Genomic DNA, 23,212 nt, shown 5'->3' with positions numbered 1-23,212 from the left:
ATCTTCTCGCATCGGCATGGAGTACGATGAACTGGCCGCTTGGCTGCGGCTGACCCTGACTCCGGGGGTAGGCCATACCACGGCGCGTCGGCTGCTACGCCACTTTGGGCTGCCGGCGCAAATATTTGCCCAAACCCCACAGGCGCTGCAAGCCTGCGTCAGTGCCGCTCAGAGCGAAGCACTGCAGGTGGTGCCCCCCACGTTGGCGCCTTTGTTGGAGCAGACATGGCAATGGCTGCAATCGTCCAACACCGAGCAGATCAAAGCGATTGCTCCTTTGGGACACCCGCTGTATCCGGCAGCACTGCTCGACAGTGATGATCCGCCATTGCTCCTCTACCTGATGGGGGCTGCTCGTTTTCTGGGCCCACAGGGCATCGGTTTGACAACGCACCACTGTCTAGCCATCGTGGGCAGCCGCAACCCCACTGCGCAGGGCCAAGAAAATGCCCGCGCCTTTGCGCAATCGCTGCGGAGCAGTGGATTGAGCATTGTGTCGGGGTTGGCACTGGGCATTGATGCCGCCGCCCACGAAGGCGCCTTGATGGCCGCTAGCACCGCAGACACCACACCGGCCACGATTGCGGTGGTGGGCACCGGCCTAGACCGTGTCTACCCAGCCCGCCACCGAGAGCTGGCACACCGCATTGCTGCCCACGGCCTATTGCTGAGTGAATACCCGCTGGGCACGGCCCCGTTGGCTGCCCACTTTCCCCAGCGCAACCGCATCATTGCAGGCCTGTGCCAAGGGTTACTGGTGGTAGAAGCGGCCCCGGCATCAGGCTCCCTGATCACGGCTAAGCTGGCAGCCAACCAAGGTCGTGAGGTCTTTGCCATTCCTGGCTCCATTCATGCTCCCCAGTCGCGGGGCTGCCATGCCCTGATACGGCAGGGGGCCAAACTGGTTGAATCTGCCCAAGACGTCTTGGAAGACCTGCACCTGCCCTTATCCTGCTGCGCTGACCGGGCTGCACCAGCTTCGGCGCCCTCTGCCCCCCAGACCGAAGAGGCCACAGCCGAATCTGCTTTGCTAAAAGCACTGGGCTTTGACCCAGTGGGGCTAGATGCCCTGGTAGCCCGCACCGGGCTGGAAACCGCCAGCCTGCTCGTGCAACTACTGGAGCTAGAACTGGCCGGACAGGTAGCACGCCTGCCCGGTGGGCTGTTTCAGCGGGTGGCCTTGGCCTGAGGTTGCCAGTGCCACCGCTATTGCAGTAGACGCTCGGGGTTGGCATCGAGCTTGGCCAACGCATCGCGGGCGGCACGCACTGTCAGCCCTTCTTCGTCTTGCACCGTTAGCAAGCCCGTTTGCAAATAGGCTGCCAGACGACGCAACTGCAACAAATAATTGCGCCCATCAGGGGCAGCAAACAGATGCAACTGTTGGCGCTGGCTGTGCCAAACATACTGCACCTGGGCCGTGCTGCCATTGTGGTCAATCGTGAACCAAGCCCCCACCTGCAACTGGCGCGCCCATTCCACTACGGCTTCTTCCACTGGGGCATCATTGTCGGCAATGACCGCCAAGCCCGACACATCAATGCCCAGCATCATCTCGATGGCCTCGGCATCCAGCGGCATGTCGCCCAACACCGCTTCGCTGATGCAGTCTTCCAGATTTTCTAACCGCTGGGCCAAAATCTCGATCTGCTCGTGGGCAATGGGCTCCGTTTTGGACACAAATGCTTGGGCCAGCACATCGGTCAGAACCTTGATCTGAGCCTCTTGTGGCTCGCCCACCATACCTAACAGGGCCAGCCCCTGACGCAAGCGATCGAGCAGGCCCGGCAGGCTCTGGATGACCCTGGTGCGGTCACTGCGGTGGGGCTTGGCCCCCGCCGCCCACACCAAATCCGCAGCCGTGCGCTTAAAGGCCAAAGTATCGGCATGCTGGGCACCCGCCCGTACGGCAGACAGTGCCAACACTTCGGCCCAGGTTTTGAACAAAAAGTCGCGAATCTCATCACGCACCGGCATGTCTTTGAGCAGAGTGCGCAACTCAATGGTGTATTGAATGGTCAAGGTCTCACGTTGTTCGACCTGCTGCGCCACCGTCACCACCCTGGCGGTGGATTGCTTTTGCGTCAAGAACTTGGCCAGAAAAGCCTCAAACTCTTCACGCACCAGTTGGAAGACCTTACGCCCTGTTTCTGGGTATTGTTCAATCACCTGCACCACGCGACGGATTTCGGCCTCCAGCGCACTGCCGTCAATGGCCGTGGCATCAAACCCCATCACGCAGGCGCCCATACGATCAATCAATAGACGGGCAGGATGGCTCAGATCACTAAAGAAGTCCGGCTCGGCCAACGCCACACGCAGCACTGGTACCTGCAAACGGGCAAACAACACCCGTACCGCTGGCGGAATCCGGTCTTCGGACAAAATGCTCTGAAACATCAGCGCCACCACCTCAATGATGGCTTTTTCGCTGTCGGTGCTGGCCTTTTTCTTCAGCTCGGCCGAGCGTTCACGCACCGCCCCCACCAGTTGCACCACCGCCACAGGCCCAGCTTGGGATGCCATGGCAGCCATGCTGCTGTAAAAGGTTTGCGCATGGCTTTGTTGCTGCGCCAGTGCCTGTGCCAAGGCAGCAGAAGCAGGCGGCGCTTGTATGCTGGCAGCCCCTGGCCCAGCGCCGCCCATGACCGAATGCAAACTGGTAGGCACCCCCATCATCATCGAAGTGCCCGCCTGAGGCGGTGCCGGCATGGCCGGGGCCATCCCAGGCCACATCAGGCGACGCAACTGCCCCATCACCCCATAGGCCCGCTGGCGCGCACGCATCAGTGGCGTCATGGCAGACATGGCTAAGTTCTCTGCCGACACAGGTGCCAGTTGTGATGGCCTAGAAGCGGCTGCGGGCATCTGCGTCTGTGGCCCCCCTAATGCAGCCATCCGAGAGCCATCAGCCGCCCCAACGCCCGGCGCTGCCCCCCCAGGAGGACGACTCACACGCAGACGAATATCGGGCTGTGCCACGCCTTGGCGCCCCAAGAAATCATTGCATTGCTGGTAGGCAGTCTGCGCCCGGATAGCCAGCTCACGCTGCAAAGCATCCACCACTGCTTGCAAATTAGCGCGTGGCAACCCCACAGCGACCCATTGCTCCACCAACAACAGGCAAAAGGTTTCGGGGCGCAACAAGTCACTGCCAACCAGCTCTTGCCCTTCCATGGCCTGCATGCGTCGACGCAAAGCATCAAAGCTGCCACTGACAGCCTCCAACACCGTCAGGGCAATGCGTGAGGCAACAATTTTGTTTTCTACTACATCGTCACTGAGCAACTCCAAGCTCAAGCCTGTGGCCGCTGGTGTGGGCGCCGTGCGCAAGGCTGTAGCAGCCCCCACAGGGCGGGGAATGCTAGCCTGCGCCCAAGCCTCACGGGTGGCTCGCACCCAGTCGGCACGGCGCTGACCATAGAGCTGCCAAGCATCACGACGGTCTTGCATTTCACGCTGAGTACCCGTCTGGTTCAGCAAAGTGGTGAGGAAATCCAGAACGACCTGATCTACCTCGACCAACCCTGCCGCCAGCGCCTCCACAAACTGTTGACGCACCTGACGGGCCAGATCACGTTGTGGGGAGAGCGGCACAGACATGGCACTATCCTAATCGGAAAAACCGGGCTGCACTCACACTGCAGCGCCAGCATTGGGATCATTGGGATCACTGCCCGGCTTGGGGCTGGCCTTGACCAAATCCTCGCGCTTGACACCCAGCCACATGGCAATGGCCGCAGCCACAAACACCGATGAATAAATGCCAAACAAAATGCCAATGGTCAGGGCCAGTGCAAAGTAGTGCAGGCTGGGGCCACCAAAAAAGAACATCGACAGCACCATCGCCTCGGTAGAGGCATGGGTGATGATGGTACGGCTCATGGTGCTGGTGATAGCGTGGTCAATCACCTCGTGCGTTGTCATCTTGCGGTACTTGCGGAAGGCTTCGCGGATGCGGTCAAAAATCACCACCGACTCGTTGACCGAGTAGCCCAACACCGCCAGCACACCGGCCAACACCGAGAGGGAGAACTCCCACTGGAAAAAGGCAAAAAAGCCCAAAATGATGACCACATCGTGCAAGTTGGCAATGATGGCGGCCACGCCAAACTTCCATTCAAAACGGAAGGCCAGGTAAATCACGATGCCCAGCACCACCATGCCCAGCGCCATCAGGCCGCCATGCACCAACTCCTCGCCCACCTGAGGCCCCACAAACTCGGTGCGGCGCAGGGTGACACCCGCATCGGCCACCTTCAGGGCAGCCAACACCTGCTCACTTTGTTGGGCAGAGGTCACGCCCTTTTGCACCGGCAGGCGGATCATGACATCGCGCGAGGTGCCAAAGTTTTGCACTGTGACGTCGGCATAGCCCAGTTGCGCTACCGTGTCGCGCACCTTTCCAATATCAGCCGTTTGCTGATAGGCCACCTCCATCACCGTGCCACCGGTAAACTCCACGGACAGATGCAATCCGCGTGAAAACAGGAAGAACACTGCCAGCGCAAAGGTGATGAAGGAGATCGCGTTGAACACCAACGCGTGCTTCATGAACGGGATATCTTTTCTGATACGGAAAAATTCCATGACCGCAGTCCTTTAATTGCTGGGAGCCACCGTAGTGCCTGTTGCCTCGGGCTTCCATACCTGTCCGATAGACACGCTCTTGAGCTTTTTACGACCGCCGTACCAAAGGTTGACCAGGCCGCGCGAAACAAACACTGCTGAGAACATGCTGGTCAAAATGCCAATGCAATGCACCACGGCAAAGCCACGCACGGGGCCAGAACCAAAGGCCAACAGCGCCAAGCCAGCGATCAGGGTGGTCACGTTGGAGTCCAAAATGGTGGCCCAAGCGCGTTCATAACCAGCATGGATAGCCATTTGTGGTGATACGCCCTCGCGCAGCTCTTCACGAATACGCTCATTGATGAGCACGTTGGAGTCAATGGCCACCCCCAGCGCCAATGCCATCGCTGCAATGCCGGGCAGGGTCAGGGTGGCTTGCAACATCGACAAGATGGCAATCAACATCAGCACATTGACACCCAATGCCAGCGTGGAGAACACACCAAACAACAGGTAGTACAGGCACATGAACACGGCAATTGCCACCATGCCCCACACCACAGAGTTGATGCCCCGCTCAATATTGTCTGCCCCCAAGCTAGGGCCAATGGTGTATTCCTCGATGATTTCCATAGGGGCTGCCAATGAGCCAGCGCGCAGCAGCAGCGCCGTGTCGGTGGCCTCTACGGTTGTCATGCTGCCAGAGATTTGCACCCGACCACCACCAATCTCGGCACGAATCACGGGGGCCGTAACCACTTCACCCTTGCCCTTTTCAAACAACACAATCGCCATGCGCTTGCCCACATTTTCGCGGGTGATATCTTTGAAAATGCGCGAGCCCTTGGCGTCCAGCGTCAAATTGACCGTAGGCTCTTGTGTCTGACCATCAAAGCCGGGTTGGGCATCGGTCAGGTTTTCACCCGTAAGCACCACCTGCTTTTTCACAATCACGGGGCGGGCGTTGCGGTCGAGGTAACGCTCGGCACCAAAGGGCACGGGGCCAGTGCCCAACTCGGCAGAGCGGGCCTCGGCGCTCTCATCGACCATGCGCACTTCTAGCGTGGCCGTGCGACCCAAAATGTCTTTGGCCTTGGCGGTGTCTTGCACCCCTGGCAATTGCACCACGATGCGGTCTAAGCCCTGCTGCTGAATCACTGGCTCGGCCACGCCCAGCTCATTGATGCGGTTGTGCAAGGTGGTGATGTTTTGCTTGAGCGCCTGCTCCTGCACACGGCGCAGAGCCTCGGGCTTGATGCTGGCCTGTAAGTTGAACTCGCCATTCTGGCCGGCAGGGCTGGTTTGCAGATCTGGGAACTGATCTGCAATCAGATTGCGTGCTGCCGTTTGCGTAGCCTCATCACGCAATTTGATGCTGATGCTCTGGCCGTCGCGACTGATGCCACTGTGGCGGATGCTCTTGTCACGCAACGCCGTACGAATATCACCCGCATACGATTCGGCCTTTTTCAGTAAGGCGGCCTGCATATCCACTTGCAGCATGAAATGCACGCCACCACGCAAGTCCAGCCCCAAATACATAGGGGCCGCATGCAGCGAGGTCAGCCAAGCGGGAGAGCGCGACACCAAATTCAGCGCCACGATGTACATCGGGTCGGCTGGATCGGGCACCAGGGCTTTTTGTATGAGATCCTTGGCCTTGAGCTGGGTGTCGGGCGTGTCAAAACGCGCCCGCACCGAACTGCCCTCTAAGCGCAACAGATCGGGTTTGACATCGGCAGCATCCAAGGCGGCTTGCACACGCGCCAACACGGCGGCATCGACCTTGACAGTGGCCTTGGCCGATGACACCTGCACCGCAGGTGCTTCACCAAAGAAATTGGGCAGGGTATAGAGCACCCCCACCAACAGCGCGACCACCAGGATCGCGTACTTCCAGACCGGGTAACGGTTCATCGCGCTTGGACCTCTAGGACAATAGGTTCAGCCCGCGCGCAGATGCCCAGGCTGACAGAACAACAGCCAGCCAGGCTTTACTTGAGGGAGCCCTTGGGCAGAACCTGAGAGATGGCCATGCGCTGCACTTGGATTTCAACGCCATTGGCCACTTCAATGTGCAGGATCTGGTCTGACAGCTTGGACACCTTGCCCAACAAACCACCACCAATCACCACTTCGTCACCCTTGGCCAAGGCATCGACCATCGCACGATGCTCTTTTTGGCGCTTCATTTGTGGGCGGATCATGACGAAGTAGAGCACCACAAACATCAGCACCAGCGGCAACATGCTTTGCAGCGTGGACATGATGTCGCCACCGCCAGCAGCAGCGGCAGGAGCGGTTTGGGCGAAAGCAGAAGAGATGAACACGGAAACTCCCAGAGAAACCAGAAAATACAGGACTGCCCGGCCCAGACGCAACCAGAACGCCTATCGGGGGGACAAAGGCGCGATTGTATGCGGCAGGACATCAGCCCCTACACTCTGTAGGCTGTCAGGTGGAGCCAAACAACCAGCCCAAAAAGCGCCGTATCCAGAACCAGTAAAACAGGCAGGCCATCAGGAGCCAGTAGAACATCCAAACCCAACGGCTAGGCACCAGCCGGGTGCCGTGGCCAGACCAAACCTCCCAGCCACCACCACGCAGCAAAGGCTTGCCAGTGGCATCAAACACATTGAATTTTTTCATGGAGGGCAACGACCGGGCATAAAGCTGGTCTACATCACCATCCATCTTGACGATGAGCACCAAGCTCAGGCAGTAGCCTGCCACCCCAATGATCAAAAACTCCCAGAAACCCGTACTACCAATGGCCAGCCACAGGCCCATCATGGTGCAAAAAATGGCTAAACAAACCCACACCAGATGCATCCGGGCGTAATTGAACTTCATCTGTTGGGCACATTTGATAATCAAGGTGCGTGATTCTTGACCGTGGGGAGAGTTATAGACCTCACTGCCTATGGCTTGCAACGCATCACGGTTGTGGGCAATAGACACAAATCGCTGTATGACTTTTTGTGGGGTTTTGTAATCGGTCAAGAAAAGCTGGTGGTGATCAATTTGTTTGCCCACCTTGCGCAACTCCTCAAAGTCGGCCTCGACCAAATTTTCTACAATGCCGCCCTGCGTGAGCCATTTACGCTCTTTGCCATAAGCCACCGCCTTGAATTTTTTTCCATTGCAGGCGATGTCAATGGATTCAATATCTATATGCCCACCATAGACAACTTGGAGCATGCGGTGGTTATCCAACCCACGCCAGCCAACATACTCTTGTTGCACCACCGCAGAGGAGATATTGGCAATTTTTATCGGGTCTTTTTCTAGCTCAAAAATCTTTTTGGCATACTCAGACGACTGTGCTGGCAGCTTGGTTTGGTGGTGTATTTTGAGGTCAATCGACCCCTCGTACATCAGCCCAGTTTCATGCGAACCTGCACATTGCGGACAACTGAGCTTGCCGGTTTTCTTGCATTTTTCGCAGGGGCAGGCCCCCTTACCAGCACAACGCTCGCAAGGCACAAAGGCATTGCCCCGGCAAGCCAAACAGGGCACTGTGCCCTTCACGCACTCGGCATTGGGGCAAGGAATCATCTCCTTGACCGTTTGGTACTTGACCTTTTGTGGCCCACCATCCTTGCCCCCCCCACTGAACTCGTAGGGCACATCTTTTTCCTGCACCACTTCGCCATTGCCTAGGCAAGTCATGCACATGGTGCGACCTTGGTCGCAACCGGGTGCCCGACAAGGAAGCTTCTGATTGCCGTGGCACTGGGGGCAGACATATTCGCGGTTGCCACCACAGCTGTCGCAAACTACCTCACCTTCCTTGTTGCAGGTTTGGCATTTCTGCAAACTCCAGAAGCGGGTGCTCGTGCCCAGATAGATACCCTCCTCCAAGTCCAGAGGCAAGGTAGGATTGTTCTTGATTTTGTCGTCCAGCCTTTTTTCGGCATCGGCCTCGAGCTTTTCGATCAGCGCCACCATGCCTGTCTGGGCCAGCTCGTCTGCAGGGGCGCGATGGTCTTTGGATTGGGGCTTGAAATATCCGTTGACCGGTGTGACCTTGATATTTTTGTATAGAACAAAAGAAGCACTCAGGGTGAAATCTTGGTCAAACACCTTCTCCTGTATGGGCACCACATCAGCGGCCTTGAAGCTGGTTTTTTCGGCCACCATTCTCTGAATCTGTTGCAGTAAGGCACTACGCGGCCCCGATCCAGCAACGGGCGCCTTGGCGGACTGGGACTCAGGAGGAACAGGATTCGCAGAAGGGTTGTTCATTGCAGGCAGGACAAAAATTGACGGGTTTCAAGCAGCACAAAGATCCCGTAGTGGACATCTACGCTGCCTTCAAAGGCAACGATTCCTGCGGCCAAACGGCCATGCACCGCCGCGAAAATGTTCCGCACAGCTTTCAGATTGCGGTTGTGTGTTGTCTCGCAAACGTTGCACGTCGATGGCCATACCACCTTGGCCGATACTTTGCCGAGCAAAAAGCACGCCAAACCTCGTCTTGCAGGGCGGGGAAGAACAGCGCAAACACCGCAGGCGTCCTACCAGTGCTCAAGGTATTATTTTGCCATGCAGCGTCTGCCATTCTTTCCGTTTGCATTGTGGCCCAACAGCGTTGTAGCAGGCCCATACACCCGCCCGTGGCAAGCCCCTGGGCACGCTTGACGGATGCGTGCAGGGGCATGGGGACATGTTCTGCACGTTAGGGCGGACTTGCGCACAATAGGGCGGATGCCGTCTGCTTCACCCCCTCCTGATCGCACGGTTGCTGTGCCAGTAGCCGCGCCGCCGCCCAAGCCTTCTCACAACACACCCGATGGCGATGCCGCGCCCAGTGCCAGCACTGCACCACCCGCTCGGCTGGCAGCTCTGGCGCCTTTGAGCCTGCCGGTGTTTCGGATGCTGTGGCTCACTTGGGTGGTGGCCAATACCTGCATGTGGATGAATGATGTAGCCACTGCATGGCTCATGACCACCCTGACGACCTCGCCCGTATTGGTTGCACTGGTGCAGTCGGCGTCTACATTGCCGGTTTTTCTGCTGGGACTGCCCAGCGGGGCCTTGGCCGATATTTTGGATCGGCGGCGCTACTTCATAGTGACGCAGTTTTGGGTGGCGGGTGTGGCACTGGTGTTGTGCACGGCGATTTTGCTTGAGGGCATGACGGCACCACTGCTGTTGGCCCTGACTTTCGCCAACGGGATCGGGCTGGCCATGCGCTGGCCGGTGTTTTCAGCCATTGTGCCGGAGCTGGTCAGCCGGGCACAGTTGCCCGCCGCCTTGGCACTCAATGGCGTAGCCATGAATGCCTCACGAATCATCGGGCCACTGCTGGCTGGGGCCATCATTGCCAGTTTGGGCAGCGCCTGGGTATTTGTGCTCAACGCAGTGTTGTCGGTGCTGGCCGGGTTGGTCATCATGCGTTGGCAACGCACCCATGTTCCCAGCCCACTGGGGCGCGAGCGTCTGCCCAGTGCCATGCGGGTGGGTTTGCAGTTTGTGCGCCAGTCGCCCCGGCTCCAAGCGGTGTTGTGGCGTATTTCATTGTTTTTCCTCAATGGCACGGCGCTGATGGCGCTGTTGCCCTTGGTTGCCAAAGGACTAGACGGCGGCGGTGCAGGCACCTTTACCGTATTGCTGGCCAGCATGGGAGCGGGTGCCATTGGTGCCGCCCTGTGGTTGCCACGCCTGCGCCAAGCCTTTGCCCGCGACACCTTGGTGATGGGGGGCACTACCGTACAAGCCGCGGGCATGGCGTTGGTGGCGGTGGCTCCTTCGGTGTGGTTGGCGGTACCCGCCATGCTGATCAGTGGCATGGCTTGGATCACAGCGGCCAACTCGCTGAGCGTATCGGCCCAATTGGCATTGCCCAACTGGGTACGTGCGCGTGGTATGTCCATCTTTCAGATGGCAATCATGGGCAGCACAGCATTGGGTGCCGCACTGTGGGGGCAGGTAGCCACACTGACTTCTGTGAACACCAGCATGTTGCTGGCGGCAGGCACTGGGGTGTTGGCTATGGTGTTGGTGCAACGTCTGGCACAAGACCGTCATGCCGAAGAAGACCTGAGCCCCTCCCAAGCTTGGCAGCCCCCCCAAGCAGCTATTGCCCCAGAAGCCGGACGGGTGCTGACCACGATTGAGTATTGGATTGACCCCGCACGGGCGGTAGATTTTCTGGCTCTGATGCAAGAGAGCAAACGCAGCCGACTGCGCCAAGGCGCCCTGTCATGGCAATTGCAGCACGACATTGCCGACCCCCGACGCTATGTGGAGCAAATCGTGGACGAGTCTTGGACAGAACACCTGCGCCGCTTTGACCGCGTGACAGCCTCAGACGTGGCCTTGCGTGAGCGCAAGCTGGCGTTTCATGTGGCTGAAACGCCCCCGGTGATCGCGCGCTACCTGGTCGAACGTTGAGGCGGCCCGTGGCTCAGTAATAGCGGTTAGGTGCTGCCAACACGGCCATCGTGACACGCGAGATGCAAACGAGCTTGTCTTGCTCGTTGCAGATGCGTACTTCCCAGACATGGCTGCTGCGGCCCAAATGAACGGGCTTGGCAATGCCATACACCCAGCCCTCAGCAACAGCGCGGACATGGTTGGCATTGATTTCTTGGCCTACACAGTGGAACTGGGCTGGATCGACCACATGGGCAGCAGCCCACGAAGCCAAGGTCTCAGCAAACAACACCGACGCGCCGCCGTGCAATACACCGGCGGGCTGGCGTGTGCGTGCATCCACAGGCATACGGCCTTTGAGGTAGTCGTCACCGGCCTCAAGCAGCTCAATGCCTAAATTGCCGTTGGCACATTGCACGCCTTTTTCATTGATGGTGTCCAGTGGCACGCCAGAAAACCAAATCGCCATTCATGTCTCCTTCAGGTAGTGGGGGGAATGCTCAGTGCTTGGTGGCACCAAGATAAGCTTCTACCACCTTAGGGTTTTTGGCCAAGTCTGTAGCCTTGCCCTCTAGGGTGATGTCACCTACCTCCAGAACATAGCCGTAATCCGATACCTGTAGCGCAGCACGGGAATTTTGTTCGATCAGCAGCGTAGCCACGCCGGTTTCGCGCAGGCGCGAAATCACTTGGAACACCTCGGCCATCACGCGCGGGGCCAGCCCCAGTGATGGCTCATCGAGCATCAGCACCTTGGGGTCGCTCATCAAGGCACGGCCCAAGGCGATCATTTGGCGCTCACCGCCGGACATGGTGCCCGCCAATTGCAGGCGGCGCTCTTTCAGGCGCGGAAAGGTGGTGTAGATGCCCTCTAGCCCGTCACGGTACGACCAACCCGGTTTGCGCCGCCGGTAGGCTCCTAGCACCAAGTTGTCTTCTACCGTCATGGTGGAGAACAGCTCGCGCTTTTCGGGCACCAAGGCCAGCCCCTGGCCCAAGCGTTGCTCTACGCTGTCGTGCGAGACATCGCGGCCTTGGTATTGGATTTGGCCTTCGGCATGACCGGGTGCGGGCAGCACGCCCATGATGGAATTCAGCAGCGTGGATTTGCCTGCACCATTGGGGCCAATCACGGTCACGATTTGCCCAGCACGCACTTGGATGTTGGCATTGCGCAAGGCTTCGACCTTGCCATAGCGGGCGCTCAGACCGTGGGTACTGAGCACAACGGGGTGTTTGTCCTTGCTCATTCGATGCCTCCGAGGTAGGCGGCCAGCACGGCCTCGTTGTTTTGGATTTCGGTGGGCAAGCCTTCGGCAATCTTGCTGCCAAACTCCATCACCACCAGACGGTCGGTAATGCCCATAACAAAGTCCATGTCGTGCTCTACCAGCAGCACCGACATGCCTTCGGCCTTGAGCTGCTTGAGCAACTCGGACAGGGCTTGCTTTTCTTTCAGGCGCAAACCGGCAGCAGGCTCGTCCAACAGCAGCAACACCGGGTCGGTACACAGGGCGCGGGCAATTTCCAAAATGCGTTGTTGCCCCAAGGCCAAGCTGCCTGCGGGGGTGTGCATAAACTCACCCAAGCCAACGCGCTTGATTTGCTCAGCCGCCAAATAGAGCAGACGGGCTTCTTCGGCCCGGTCGAGGCGCAGAGCGGCACGCACGGGGTCCATGTGGCCGCGCAGGTGTGTGCCCATGGCGACGTTCTCTAGCACTGACAGGTGCGGAATCAAATGCACATGCTGGAAGCTGCGGCCAATGCCACGCTGCACAATGCGGCGCGAATCCAGCGTATCGATGCGCTCGCCACAGAAACGGATTTCGCCGCTGGTGACGGGCAGCACACCCGTCACCAAGTTGAACATGGTGGATTTACCCGCACCGTTGGGGCCAATCAAGCCAACGATTTCACCGGCACGCAGGTCAAACTGCATGTCTTTCACGGCCACCAAGCCACCAAACTGCTTGCGGGCCTCGTTCACTTCCAAAATGGTGCTGCCGGGGGTGGGCTTGGCGCGGCGGGGCATGTCGCTGTAGCCCTCCGGGGCAATCTCTGGGGCCACCACTTCTGGCTCGGGCGGATGCACATGCGCCCACAGCGCCGTGACGTTGGGCCAAATGCCATAGCGTGCGTGGTGCAACAGCAAAATCACCATGATGCCGAAGAACAGCATTTCGTAGTTGCCATTGCTGCCCAGCAGCAGCGGCAGCCAGTCTTGCAACTGGCTTTTCAGGCCTGTGAGCAAGCCCGCCCCCAAAATAGCGCCCCAGACATGGCCGACACCACCCACCACCGCCATGAACAGGTATTCAATGCCCATGTTCAGGCCAAACGGCGTCGCACTGACCGAACGCTGCAAATGGGCATACAGCCAACCCGACAAGCTGGCCATCAGGGCCGCCAAGACAAATACCAGCACCTTGTATTGCGCCGTGTGGATGCCCATCGCCTCGGGCATGGTCTTGCCCTTAGCCAGCGCATGGATGGCACGGCCCGGACGCGAATTGAGCAGGTTCAGCACCAGCCAAACACAGCCGCCCAAACAGAACCAAATCAGGCCGTACATGACACGCGGGTTGGACAGATCGATGCCAAACACCGTCAGGGGCGGAATGCCCGAGATACCGTCGTACTTGCCCAAAAATTCGAGCGTGCCAAACAGGTAATACAGCGACAAACTCCACGCAATGGTCGCCAACGGCAGATAGTGACCGGATAGGCGCACTGTCATGGCACCAATGGCCAAAGCGGCGGCACCAGACACCAGCAAGCCCATCGGCAGGCCCAGCCAAGGCGACCAACCCATAGTGGTGGACAGGTAGGCCGTGGTGTAAGCACCCAAGCCGACAAAGGCGGCTTGGCCAAAGGAGGTGAGGCCACCCACGCCGGTGAGCAGCACCAAGCCTAAAGCGGCAATCGAGTACAAACCGATGTAGTTGCCCAAGGTGACCCAAAAGCTGGGCACGGGCAGAAATGGAAACAGAAAGAACCACGCAAACAAAAGCCATTGCAGCTTTTTGGTGGAGAGAGAGGCAAGCAGGCGCATGGGAATCGGGCTTAAAGTTGGAGGGGTGGCATCAAGACAGTCCGCATGACCATCACTCTTCATCGCTGTGCGGCGAGCGCCACGAGCGCCAAGCCAACACGGGCAGAATCAAGGTGAAGACAATCACCTCCTTGTAGTCACTGGCCCAGAACGAGGAGTAGCTCTCGAGCAAGCCAACCATTACTGCGCCCACAGCGGCCAGTGGGTAACTGGCCAAGCCACCAATGATGGCGGCCACAAAGCCCTTCAAGGCCACGACAAAGCCGGTGTCGTATTGCACAGTGTTCATGGGGCCAATCAACACACCTGCCAAAGAACCCAGCCCCGCCGACAAGCCAAAGGCCAAACGCCCAGCCTGGTTGGTGCCAATGCCCACCAGCCGCGCCCCGTTGCGGTTGACCGCCGTGGCCCGCAGCGCCTTGCCCAGCAAGGTACGGTCAAAGAACAGATAGAGCAGCGCAATCAAGGACAGCGACACCAAAATCACCAACGCACTTTGACCCGAGATGAGCAAGGCGCCGACCGAGGTGCTCCACTCGGTAAAGGGCAGGGTGCGCGAGCCTTCGGGGCCAAACACCAACAGGCCCAAACTCAACAAGGCAAAATGCACTGCCACCGAGACAATCAACAGCACCAGCACCGAAGCCTCAGCCACCGGCTGGTAAGCCAAGCGGTAGATCATCAATCCCAATGGCACGGTGATGCCCAACACAAACATAATCTGGAACACCATGGGCAGCGTATGCCAAGGCAGTGCCGAAGCCAGTGCCCACACCAGCAAGGGGTAGAGCAGGTTTTCTGCCGCACTCCAGCCCAGCAGCCGAGGCGACAAGGGCTTGTAACGGCGCTCACGCAGAGCGGTCACCCACTCCATCAAAAAAGTAGCGATCCCCATCGCCAGCAGCAGGCCGACCAAACGGGGAAACTGCTCCGTCTGCAACGCAGCCAGAGTCAGGGCACCAAAACCCACAAATTCGCCTTGTGGCAAAAAGATCACCCGTGTCACTGAAAACACCAACACCAGCGCCATGGCCAGCAAGGCATAAACAGCGCCGTTAGTGATGCCATCTTGGGCCAAGATGGCGGCAATACTTAAATCCATGTTGTCTCCTGGTTCAGCCCGGCACAAAACCGGGCTGATACGGTGGTTTGGCAGCGGGGGCGTCAGGCCGTGTTGATGACAAAGGCGTCGCAGTAGAAATGCGTTGCGGGCAGCCCCGCCTGCGTGGTGAAGGCATCACGGGCGGCGTCGATCATCAGAGGGTTGCCACAGGCATACACCTCGTGGCCCGACAGGTCGGGCAGGTCTTGCAACACAGCGGCATGCACTAGGCCCGTGCGGCCCTGCCAATCGGCGGCGGCCTCTGAGAGCACAGGTACCAGCTGCACACCAGGAAATTGCGCTTGCCAAGCGGCTACGGACTCCACCGCATACAAGTCGCTCCAACGCCGCCCCCCCCAGTACAGCACCGCGCCGCGCTGGGCAATGGCGGCACCGTGGGTGCGCAGCAAGGCAGCAATGGGCGCATAGCCCGTGCCCGAAGCCAACAGTACGATGGGGGCCGTGCCCTCGTGCAACACAAAAGTGCCATACGGCCCTTGGATACGCAGCAGGTCACGGGGCTTGAGCTTGTCGTAGGCATGGGGCGAGAAGCGCCCGCCGTCCATGCGGCGCACATGCAGCTCCAGCAAGCCTTCGGCATTGGGCACATTGGCTAAGCTGTAGCTGCGCCGAGCACCATCTTTGAGCAATACGTCGATGTACTGGCCTGCCTGAAAATGCAAGCCCGAGGCCGCTGGCACCTGCAATTGCACTATCGCCACATCGGCAGAGGGGCGCTGCACCTCCAGCACCCGAGCCCCCACCGTGACCACCCGCTGGCCTGGCTCTCGGGGCACATCGGGTGCTTGCAGCACCAGATCGATCAAAGGAAAGGCCTGACAGGTACGACATTGGCCCACAGGCACTGGCTCGGCTCCGGCAGGCACTGGCTCGGCATGACGCACACTACCGGCATTCAGCGCCAAATGGCAACTGTTGCAAGTGCCAGCACGACAGCTGTGCGGCAACCAATAACCAGCGGCAATGGCTGCATCCAGCACCGTCTGATGGGGTGCGCAAGCAAAGCTGCCGCCGTGGGGCTCCAGCCGGATCTGAAAGGTCTCAGACATAGTGGATCAGCCCGCTTCGCTCATGGTGGGAATGGCATGGATGCGGTCGTGCTCTTGGGCTTTGAGCAAATCGAGTGCCACGTCCACGATCATGTCTTCCTGACCGCCAACCATACGCCGTTGGCCCAGCTCGACCAAAATGTCGACTGTCTTGAGGCCGTACTTCTTGGCCGCTGCCTCGCTGTGGCGCAAGAAACTGCTGTACACCCCGGCATAGCCCAGCGCCAATGTCTCGCGATCCACCCGCACTGGTCGATCTTGCAAGGGACGCACGATGTCGTCAGCAGCATCCATCAACTTATACAGATCGGTGCCGTGATTCCAGCCCAAACGTGCCGCCGCAGCAATGAACACTTCCAGCGGTGCATTGCCTGCACCGGCACCCATGCCTGCCAAGCTGGCATCCACGCGGTCGCAGCCTTCTTCGACCGCCACGATGCTGTTGGCTACGCCCAAACTCAGGTTGTGGTGGGCATGAATGCCCGTTTGCGTTTCGGGCTGCAAAGTGTCTTTGAAGGCACGGAAGCGGTCGCGCACGTCATTCATGTTCAGCGCACCGCCCGAGTCCACCACATAGCAGCAGGTGGCACCGTAGCTCTCCATCAGCTTGGCCTGTTGGGCCAACCCTTGGGGGGTTTGCATGTGGCTCATCATCAAAAAGCCCACGGCTTCCATGCCCAAATGGCGGGCGTATTCGATGTGTTGGCGCGAGATGTCGGCTTCGGTGCAGTGGGTGGCAACGCGCACAATGCGTGCCCCAGCATCGTAGGCGGCCTTGAGGTCGTGCACGGTGCCAATGCCTGGCAGCAGCAGGGTGGCAATTTTGGCGTGTTGCACCACGCTGGCCACGGCCTCAATCCACTCGATGTCGGTGTGTGCGCCAAAGCCATAGTTGAAACTGCCACCTTGCAAGCCATCACCGTGGGCCACTTCAATCGAATCGACTTTGGCTTCGTCCAGCGCCTTGGCAATCTGCTTGGCCTGCGCGACGCTGTATTGGTGGCGGATAGCGTGGCTGCCATCGCGCAGCGTGACGTCAGAGATGTAGATTTTCTTGTTCATAAGATGCTCTCCTGGTTCAGGCTGCGGCCAACATGCGCTCGGCCATCTTCTCGGCGGTGCGCAAACCGGCGCTGGTCATGATGTCAAGGTTGCCTGCGTAGGCGGGCAGGTAGTGGGCAGCGCCCTCCACCTCCAAGAACACCGAGGTTTTCAGGCCGCTCATGCGCGCCCCCACACCGGGGATGTTGATGGGGTGAGAAGCCTCGATACGGTCAAATTGCACTTTTTGCTTGAGGCGGTAACCGGGCACATAAGACTGCACATCAGCGGCCATCTGTTCGACCGAGGCGGCGATCTTGTCTTCATCGACAAACTCGCTCAAGGTGTAGACGGTGTCACGCATGATCAGCGGCGGCTCGGCCGGATTGAGCACAATGATGGCCTTGCCCTTGGCAGCGCCTCCCACCACTTCAATGGCTTTGGAGGTGGTTTCAGTGAACTCATCAATGTTGGCACGGGTGCCAGGGCCAGCACTCTTGCTAGAGATGGAGGCGACTATCTCGCCATAGTGGACTTTGGCCACACGCGACACCGCAGCGACCATCGGGATAGTGGCCTGACCACCACAAGTCACCATATTGACGTTGAGTGCATCCAGGTGGGTCTCGCCATTGACCACGGGGATACAGTAGGGGCCAATGGCCGCTGGTGTCAGGTCAATCATGCGGATGCCTGGCTTGAGGGTGCGCAGAAACGCATCGTTTTGCACATGGGCACCGGCACTGGTGGCGTCAAAGACAAAGTCAATGTCCTTGAATACGTCAAGGCGCGTCAAACCCTCAACCCCCTCGTGGGTAGTTGCTACGCCCATGCGGGCCGCACGGGCCAAACCATCCGAGGCAGGATCAATACCCACCATGGCCCCCATCTCGATGTGCTTGCCGTGGCGCAGAATCTTGATCATCAAGTCTGTGCCAATGTTGCCGCTGCCAATAATGGCTGCCTTGAGTTTCTTGGTCATAGAGATTTCAAAAAATTGCGCGCTGCGGCCCATAGCAGCCACCAGCGCGCAGGGGTTGCTATAGGGTCAGCCGCAAACAATCACAGCTTCGGGGCGTGGCTTGCTGTGCAACAGTTGCACCTGCTCGGCGCGACGCTTGAGCACGGCACGCTGGTTGATGTAGCCCTTGTCGGTGATTTCGCCTTCGTCCATGCTGGGAGGCTCGTCCAGCACCAGCGCCCGCTGGGCACTTTGCGAAGAGCCACCGCCTTCGGCCTTGAGCTTGCGCAAGCCCGTTTGGATGTGGGCAGCCAACTCTTGCGCCGACAGCCCCTTGGCGGCGGCGCTGGGAAACACCAACAGCCCCACTTCATCGGCATCGTGGCCCGTGACCACCACATCCTGTGCCCACGGGGCCAGTGCTGTCACGGCCTTGACGCGCAAGGTGCCCACCGACACCCAAGTGCCCGTGGTCAACTTGAAGTCTTCGGCCACACGGCCATTGAACAACACGCCTTTTTCGGGATGCTCGGGGTCTACCAACAGGCCCGCATCACCAATGATGTAGTAGCCTTCTTCGTCAAAGGCTTTGGCCGTCTGTTCAGGGTTGCGCAGGTATTCATCAAACACCTGTGGCCCCTTGACGCGCATTTCCAATTTGCCGTTGTTGGGCAAGAATTTCAGGCTAGTACCGGGCACGGGCAGGCCAATGCAGCCGGGGCCGTCGAGCTTCCAATGCACATTGGTGATCAGGGGCGAGGTTTCGGTGGCGCCCCAAGCGGCGGTAAACCAGACAGACTCGCCCAGCACGCTCTTGGCGCTGCGCTCTAGCCTGTCCCAAGTGGCTTGGGGCAGGGCTGCCGCCGCATAGAACACACCACGCAAACGGCCAAAGAAGTCGCGGGCAAAGCTCTCGTCTTCTTCCAAAAAGGCAATCAAGGCATCAAAGCCCTTGGGCACATTGAAGTACAAGTTGGGCTGTACTTCGCGCAGGTTGCGCACTGATTTTTCCATCAAACCCGGCACTGGGCGGCCTTCGTCAATGTAGAAGCTGCCGCCGTTGCACAGCGCCATGTTCAGGTTGTGGTTGGTGCCAAAGGTGTGGCTCCAAGGCAACCACGAAACGATGACTGGCTTTTCTTCGCGCAAAAAAGTCCAGGTCTGGCGGATTTGTTCTTGGTTGGCGCACAACATACGGTGCGTGTTCACGGCAATTTTGGGTTTGCCGGTGGAGCCTGAAGTGAGCAGGTATTTGGCGTGGGTCTCGGGCGTGATGCGGGCAAACGCGTCCATCACAGCCGGTGTTTCTTTGGCGCGGGTTAACTCGGCAAACGAGCGCCCCACCGACACACTGTAGGCATTGTGGCTAAGCACCACCGGGCAATCCAGACCTGCGGCACGGATGGCAGGGCCATACACCGCCCCATCCGAGGCGTAAATCAGCCCCGGCTGCAACTCGTGCAGGATGCCAGAGATCTTGCTGTACTCTTTGGCGAGGCGTGAATAAGCACTGGTAATGGCCGTGAACGGGCGGCCAATGTGCATGGTGGCAAACATCAGCAGTGCCTGATCCAAGCTGTTGTCCGACAGGCACACCACGGGTGCATTTTCTGCCAGCCCCAAATCCAGCAGGCTCTGGGCAATGGCTCCGATCTTGTCACGGGTCTGGGCATAGGTCAGCTTGACCCACTCGCCATCAGGGCCACGCTCTGCCAAGAACAAGGCATTGGGCGTGGTACGCGCCCAATGCTCCAGCCAATCGCCAATGCAGCGGGTCACATCGCCCAACGGTTCTGGCGATGTCAGGATAAAACCACCCTCGGGCAGGTCTTGCTTGAGCACCGCTGGCGTAGCCAGCATGGCGGGGTTGGTAAAAAACGAACTACTCATGGTGTGCGGTTCCTGCGCGGTATTACTTCAAGAGCTTCCAGGCGTTCTTTTCAATCGTCACCAGCACGCGGCCATCGGTACCAAAGCCGGAGTGGTCGGTCGGGCTCATGGTGATCACGCCGTGGGTCACGGGCAGCTTGTTGGTTTTTTCCACAGCATCGCGCAGCGCAGCGCGGAACTCGGGTGTGCCGGGTTTCGCTTGCTTGGCCACGGTGGTCACGGCCTTGTCCAGCACCAAATAGGCATCGTGGGCATAAGCACCAAAGGGGCTGCGCGAGCCGGCACCGTGCTTGCCTTCATAGGCTTTCAGGTAATCCAAACCGGGCTTTTTGCTGGGGTGGCTGTCGGGCAGTTGCTCGCTGACCAGCACATTGCCCGTGGGCAGCACCACGCCTTCATCGGCGGTGCCCGAGACGCGCAAAAAGTCGTTGTTGGCGACGCCGTGGGTTTGGTAGAACTGGCCCTTGTAACCCCGGTCACGCAGAGCACGCATGGGCAAGGCAGCCGGTGTGCCACTGGCGGCAATGAACACGGCTTGCGGGTTGCTTTGCATCAGCTTGAGCGTTTGGGCCGTGACGCTTTGGTCGCTGCGGGCATAACGCTCTACCGCCGTCACTTTGATACCGTGCTGGGCCGCACCCTTTTGCACATCTTGCAACCAGCCTTCACCATAGGCATCGCTAAAGCCCATAAAGGCAATGTTCTGGACGTTGTGGGCCTTCATGTGCTCAAACAGAGCCGAAGACATCACGCTGATGGACTGGGGCAGCGGAAACACCCATTCAATCTGCTTGGGCTGAAACGGTGCCAAGGCCAATTGGGGCGTTTTGCTGGCGGTAGCGGCTTCGGCAATCGCCAACGAGGTGGGCACGGTGGTGGAGCCAATGATGGCGTCTACCTTGTCCGAGTCGATAAAGCGGCGTGCATTCTTGGCGGCTTGGCTGGGGTCGGAGGCATCGTCCAAGACGATATAGTTCACCGGCAACCCCCCCAAGGTTTTGGGCAACAGCTCAATGCTGTTCTTTTCGGCAATGCCCAACGAGGCGGCGGGGCCAGTGGTGCTCAGCGACACCCCCACATTGATGGTTTGTGCCTGGGCCATAGCGGGCAATACCAGACTGGTGGCGATAGCCAGGGCAGTCAGTGCGTGACGACGTTGCATGGATTTGTCTCCTGTTAAAAATCGTGAAAGAAAAAGCTGGCCGAAGTGGCCCCAACTCAGTCGTCGTACAGATCAGTGGCTGTGGGCCTTGGCGGCATAACGTGGCAGCAAAGCGGCCAGATCCTGCTGCTCACGCACCAAGGTCTCGGCATATCCGGCCTGCAGCTCGGCCACCACCTCTGCCACTTGGGCCACGCGGTCAATACCACCCACTCCATGACCGGCCGACCACACCGATTTCCAAGCTTTGGGGGCCGCGACGATGTCGCCAGAAAAATCGATCTTTTTCTCTTCCTTGAGCTGCTCTGGCGTAAAGCCGGCCTGCTCCAGCGTGGGCTTGAGCCAATTGGCCAACACCCCCGACACCGCCTTGGTCTGCACCAAGTCTTCCAAATAGCTGCGCACCAGCAAATCACGGTAGGCTGGTTCTGCCAGACTCTCTTCGGTGGCAATGAAACGGGTGCCCGCCAACACAAAGTCGGCCCCCAACAATTGGGCAGCGCGAATATCCAACCCCGTAGTAATGGCCCCAGCCAGACCCACCGGCCCCTGCCAGAAGCGGCGCACTTCGGCCAGAAGTGCAAAGGGGTGGTAAGTGCCCGTATGGCCGCCCGCACCGTGGGTCACCAGCACCAGCACATCGGCGCCAGCGTCGGCGGCCTTGCGGGCCAGCGTGGGGTTGATCACATCGGCCATGACGATGCCGCCATAGCCATGCACCGTCTCTAATACACGCTTGGGGCTGCCCAATGCGGTAGACACCACCTTGGGCTGGTACTTGGCAACCAGTGCCAGCTCGGCAGCAAATCGGTCGTAGCTGCTGTGGACAATCATGTTCAGCGCCCAGGCCGCCGCCGCATTGCCCTGCTGCACCCCCTCGCGGGTCTGGGCCATCCACTGCTCCAACACCTCGATATTGCGAGCGTTGGCGGCAGGGTAAGAGCCAATGATGCCGGCACGGGCACAGGCCACCACCAACTCTGGCCCACTGACCAAAAACATGGGGGCTGCCATCAGCGGCAAGGTACTGGCGGCCAGCAAATCCATGAAAGATTGCTGGGCTGGCGTGAAATGGCGAGAAATCGTCATGGGGGTCTCGTCTCTTGTTTCAGCGCATGGGCCGGATTTCCCAGCCACCATCGCTCTGGATAATTGCTGCCGTGGTGGCGCGGCTGTTGGCCTTGGACGCCAGCAGCACATAGTGGCCGGTGTGGTCTTCGGGCTGGGCAATGAACTTGAGCGGCATGGCGTTGGCCACGCTGTCTTCAAAGCCCGGAATTTCGGACAGGCGCTTTTCTTGTTTGCCCAAACTGGCGGGGCCGCGCAGCGGCGTCACGGTGCCACCGGGAGCGACGCCATTGACGCGCACATCGGGGGCAAACTCATAGGCCAACTGCTTGATCAAACCCACCCCGGCGTGCTTGGAGGCCACATAGAGCGGGCCACCGCCACCGGCATAAAAGGCTGAGTTGGACAGGGTAAAAATCATGCTGCCGCCACTGGCACGCAGGTGTGGTGCAGCGGCACTGGCGGCCAGCACATAGCCTTTCACATTGACGCCAAAAATTTCGTCAAAGCTCTCAGCCACCTGCTCGGTGCTCATCTTTTCCAGCCGGGCAAAGAAGTCCCACACGCCCGCATTGCCAACCAAAGTATCAAGCTTGCCAAAGCGGGCCACGGTCGCTTCTACAGCCGCCACGTTGTCGGCGGGCGAGCGCACGTCGCCCACAGAGACCACCACCTTGTCACCAAACTCGGCCACCAAGCCATCGACTTGCTCGGCGCTACGCACCATCACACCCACACCGGTGCAGCCTTCGGCAATAAAACGCTTCACCACAGCCCGGCCTATGCCCGAAGCTCCGCCTGTGACCAAGGCCACATACCCATCTAGCCAACCCATAGCACTTCCTTGTTCGTATGCAGAAAAACAACCCCGGCTGCAAGCCGGGGCATGAGGACAAGGCGCCGTGGCGCCCCG

Annotated in this window: 18 protein-coding genes; 2 read left to right on the top strand and 16 right to left on the bottom strand. The window is 59.2% G+C overall.

All coding sequences use genetic code 11. From position 1 onward, the window contains the following. Positions 1-16: 16 nt before the first annotated feature. Positions 17-1,189, top strand: coding sequence for a DNA-processing protein DprA (gene dprA / locus ACYVB2_RS12555; RefSeq protein ID WP_382433534.1), 1,173 nt, complete (start codon positions 17-19; stop codon positions 1,187-1,189). Positions 1,190-1,206: 17 nt separating this feature from the next. Here dprA and ACYVB2_RS12550 read toward each other — a convergent pair whose 3' ends face one another. From ACYVB2_RS12550 to ACYVB2_RS12530, 5 genes are all read right to left on the bottom strand, one after another. Next, on the bottom strand, positions 1,207-3,603 hold the full coding sequence (locus ACYVB2_RS12550) for a DUF1631 family protein (protein ID WP_382433369.1): 2,397 nt from the start codon (positions 3,601-3,603) through the stop codon (positions 1,207-1,209). Between the two features lie 33 nt (positions 3,604-3,636). Continuing rightward, on the bottom strand, positions 3,637-4,590 hold the full coding sequence (secF, locus tag ACYVB2_RS12545; protein ID WP_382433371.1) for a protein translocase subunit SecF: 954 nt from the start codon (positions 4,588-4,590) through the stop codon (positions 3,637-3,639). Positions 4,591-4,602: 12 nt separating this feature from the next. After that, positions 4,603-6,489: a protein translocase subunit SecD gene (gene secD, locus ACYVB2_RS12540; RefSeq protein WP_382433373.1), complete on the bottom strand. Its 1,887-nt coding sequence runs from the start codon at positions 6,487-6,489 to the stop codon at positions 4,603-4,605. Between the two features lie 77 nt (positions 6,490-6,566). Then, complete coding sequence (yajC, locus tag ACYVB2_RS12535) at positions 6,567-6,902, bottom strand: preprotein translocase subunit YajC (RefSeq protein ID WP_382433374.1); 336 nt, start codon at positions 6,900-6,902, stop codon at positions 6,567-6,569. A gap of 124 nt (positions 6,903-7,026) precedes the next feature. Beyond that, positions 7,027-8,820 (bottom strand): DnaJ-like cysteine-rich domain-containing protein, encoded by a 1,794-nt coding sequence (locus ACYVB2_RS12530; protein WP_382433376.1) that lies wholly within the window; start codon positions 8,818-8,820, stop codon positions 7,027-7,029. A 462-nt stretch (positions 8,821-9,282) separates the two neighbouring features. On the opposite strand from ACYVB2_RS12530, the gene ACYVB2_RS12525 reads away from it, so the two are divergent. Continuing rightward, positions 9,283-10,971 carry an MFS transporter gene (locus tag ACYVB2_RS12525; protein WP_382433378.1) on the top strand — a complete coding sequence of 563 codons (1,689 nt, stop codon included), beginning with the start codon at positions 9,283-9,285 and terminating at the stop codon, positions 10,969-10,971. A gap of 13 nt (positions 10,972-10,984) precedes the next feature. Here ACYVB2_RS12525 and ACYVB2_RS12520 read toward each other — a convergent pair whose 3' ends face one another. The 11 genes from ACYVB2_RS12520 to hcaB form a co-directional block, all read right to left on the bottom strand. Further along, entirely contained in the window at positions 10,985-11,422 is a 438-nt protein-coding gene (locus tag ACYVB2_RS12520) for a hotdog fold thioesterase (protein WP_382433380.1), read from the bottom strand. Between the two features lie 31 nt (positions 11,423-11,453). Then, on the bottom strand, positions 11,454-12,203 hold the full coding sequence (locus tag ACYVB2_RS12515) for an ABC transporter ATP-binding protein (RefSeq protein WP_382433382.1): 750 nt from the start codon (positions 12,201-12,203) through the stop codon (positions 11,454-11,456). Continuing rightward, entirely contained in the window at positions 12,200-14,005 is a 1,806-nt protein-coding gene (locus ACYVB2_RS12510; protein WP_382433384.1) for a branched-chain amino acid ABC transporter ATP-binding protein/permease, read from the bottom strand. The genes ACYVB2_RS12515 and ACYVB2_RS12510 overlap by 4 nt, the downstream gene beginning before the upstream one ends. Before the next feature lie 52 nt (positions 14,006-14,057). Further along, positions 14,058-15,107 (bottom strand): branched-chain amino acid ABC transporter permease, encoded by a 1,050-nt coding sequence (locus ACYVB2_RS12505; protein WP_382433386.1) that lies wholly within the window; start codon positions 15,105-15,107, stop codon positions 14,058-14,060. A 62-nt stretch (positions 15,108-15,169) separates the two neighbouring features. Beyond that, entirely contained in the window at positions 15,170-16,177 is a 1,008-nt protein-coding gene (locus ACYVB2_RS12500; protein WP_382433388.1) for an FAD-binding oxidoreductase, read from the bottom strand. Between the two features lie 6 nt (positions 16,178-16,183). Beyond that, positions 16,184-17,239, bottom strand: a complete 1,056-nt coding sequence (gene dmpG / locus ACYVB2_RS12495; protein ID WP_382433390.1) for a 4-hydroxy-2-oxovalerate aldolase — start codon at positions 17,237-17,239, stop codon at positions 16,184-16,186. Positions 17,240-17,255: 16 nt separating this feature from the next. Next, complete coding sequence (locus tag ACYVB2_RS12490) at positions 17,256-18,200, bottom strand: acetaldehyde dehydrogenase (acetylating) (RefSeq protein WP_382433392.1); 945 nt, start codon at positions 18,198-18,200, stop codon at positions 17,256-17,258. Positions 18,201-18,266: 66 nt separating this feature from the next. After that, complete coding sequence (locus ACYVB2_RS12485) at positions 18,267-20,069, bottom strand: feruloyl-CoA synthase (protein WP_382433394.1); 1,803 nt, start codon at positions 20,067-20,069, stop codon at positions 18,267-18,269. A gap of 22 nt (positions 20,070-20,091) precedes the next feature. Then, positions 20,092-21,231 carry an ABC transporter substrate-binding protein gene (locus ACYVB2_RS12480; RefSeq protein WP_382433396.1) on the bottom strand — a complete coding sequence of 380 codons (1,140 nt, stop codon included), beginning with the start codon at positions 21,229-21,231 and terminating at the stop codon, positions 20,092-20,094. A gap of 72 nt (positions 21,232-21,303) precedes the next feature. Beyond that, positions 21,304-22,320, bottom strand: coding sequence for an NAD(P)H-dependent flavin oxidoreductase (locus ACYVB2_RS12475; protein ID WP_382433398.1), 1,017 nt, complete (start codon positions 22,318-22,320; stop codon positions 21,304-21,306). 19 nt (positions 22,321-22,339) lie between these two features. Then, positions 22,340-23,134, bottom strand: a complete 795-nt coding sequence (gene hcaB / locus ACYVB2_RS12470) for a 3-(cis-5,6-dihydroxycyclohexa-1,3-dien-1-yl)propanoate dehydrogenase (protein ID WP_382433400.1) — start codon at positions 23,132-23,134, stop codon at positions 22,340-22,342. Positions 23,135-23,212 lie beyond the last annotated feature (78 nt).

The organism is Giesbergeria giesbergeri, from assembly GCF_054779375.1.
This window is presented reverse-complemented; position numbering and strand designations above follow the sequence as displayed.

Coding starts and splice junctions, on each gene's coding strand:
- ACYVB2_RS12505 (WP_382433386.1), bottom strand. CDS start 15,107: ATGGATTTAAGTATTGCCGCCATCTTGGCCCAAGATGGCATCACTAAC.
- secD (WP_382433373.1), bottom strand. CDS start 6,489: ATGAACCGTTACCCGGTCTGGAAGTACGCGATCCTGGTGGTCGCGCTG.
- ACYVB2_RS12530 (WP_382433376.1), bottom strand. CDS start 8,820: ATGAACAACCCTTCTGCGAATCCTGTTCCTCCTGAGTCCCAGTCCGCC.
- dmpG (WP_382433390.1), bottom strand. CDS start 17,239: ATGAACAAGAAAATCTACATCTCTGACGTCACGCTGCGCGATGGCAGC.
- ACYVB2_RS12500 (WP_382433388.1), bottom strand. CDS start 16,177: ATGTCTGAGACCTTTCAGATCCGGCTGGAGCCCCACGGCGGCAGCTTT.
- ACYVB2_RS12480 (WP_382433396.1), bottom strand. CDS start 21,231: ATGCAACGTCGTCACGCACTGACTGCCCTGGCTATCGCCACCAGTCTG.
- ACYVB2_RS12475 (WP_382433398.1), bottom strand. CDS start 22,320: ATGACGATTTCTCGCCATTTCACGCCAGCCCAGCAATCTTTCATGGAT.
- ACYVB2_RS12485 (WP_382433394.1), bottom strand. CDS start 20,069: ATGAGTAGTTCGTTTTTTACCAACCCCGCCATGCTGGCTACGCCAGCG.
- dprA (WP_382433534.1), top strand. CDS start 17: ATGGAGTACGATGAACTGGCCGCTTGGCTGCGGCTGACCCTGACTCCG.
- hcaB (WP_382433400.1), bottom strand. CDS start 23,134: ATGGGTTGGCTAGATGGGTATGTGGCCTTGGTCACAGGCGGAGCTTCG.
- ACYVB2_RS12550 (WP_382433369.1), bottom strand. CDS start 3,603: ATGTCTGTGCCGCTCTCCCCACAACGTGATCTGGCCCGTCAGGTGCGT.
- ACYVB2_RS12525 (WP_382433378.1), top strand. CDS start 9,283: ATGCCGTCTGCTTCACCCCCTCCTGATCGCACGGTTGCTGTGCCAGTA.
- ACYVB2_RS12520 (WP_382433380.1), bottom strand. CDS start 11,422: ATGGCGATTTGGTTTTCTGGCGTGCCACTGGACACCATCAATGAAAAA.
- ACYVB2_RS12510 (WP_382433384.1), bottom strand. CDS start 14,005: ATGCGCCTGCTTGCCTCTCTCTCCACCAAAAAGCTGCAATGGCTTTTG.
- secF (WP_382433371.1), bottom strand. CDS start 4,590: ATGGAATTTTTCCGTATCAGAAAAGATATCCCGTTCATGAAGCACGCG.
- ACYVB2_RS12490 (WP_382433392.1), bottom strand. CDS start 18,200: ATGACCAAGAAACTCAAGGCAGCCATTATTGGCAGCGGCAACATTGGC.
- ACYVB2_RS12515 (WP_382433382.1), bottom strand. CDS start 12,203: ATGAGCAAGGACAAACACCCCGTTGTGCTCAGTACCCACGGTCTGAGC.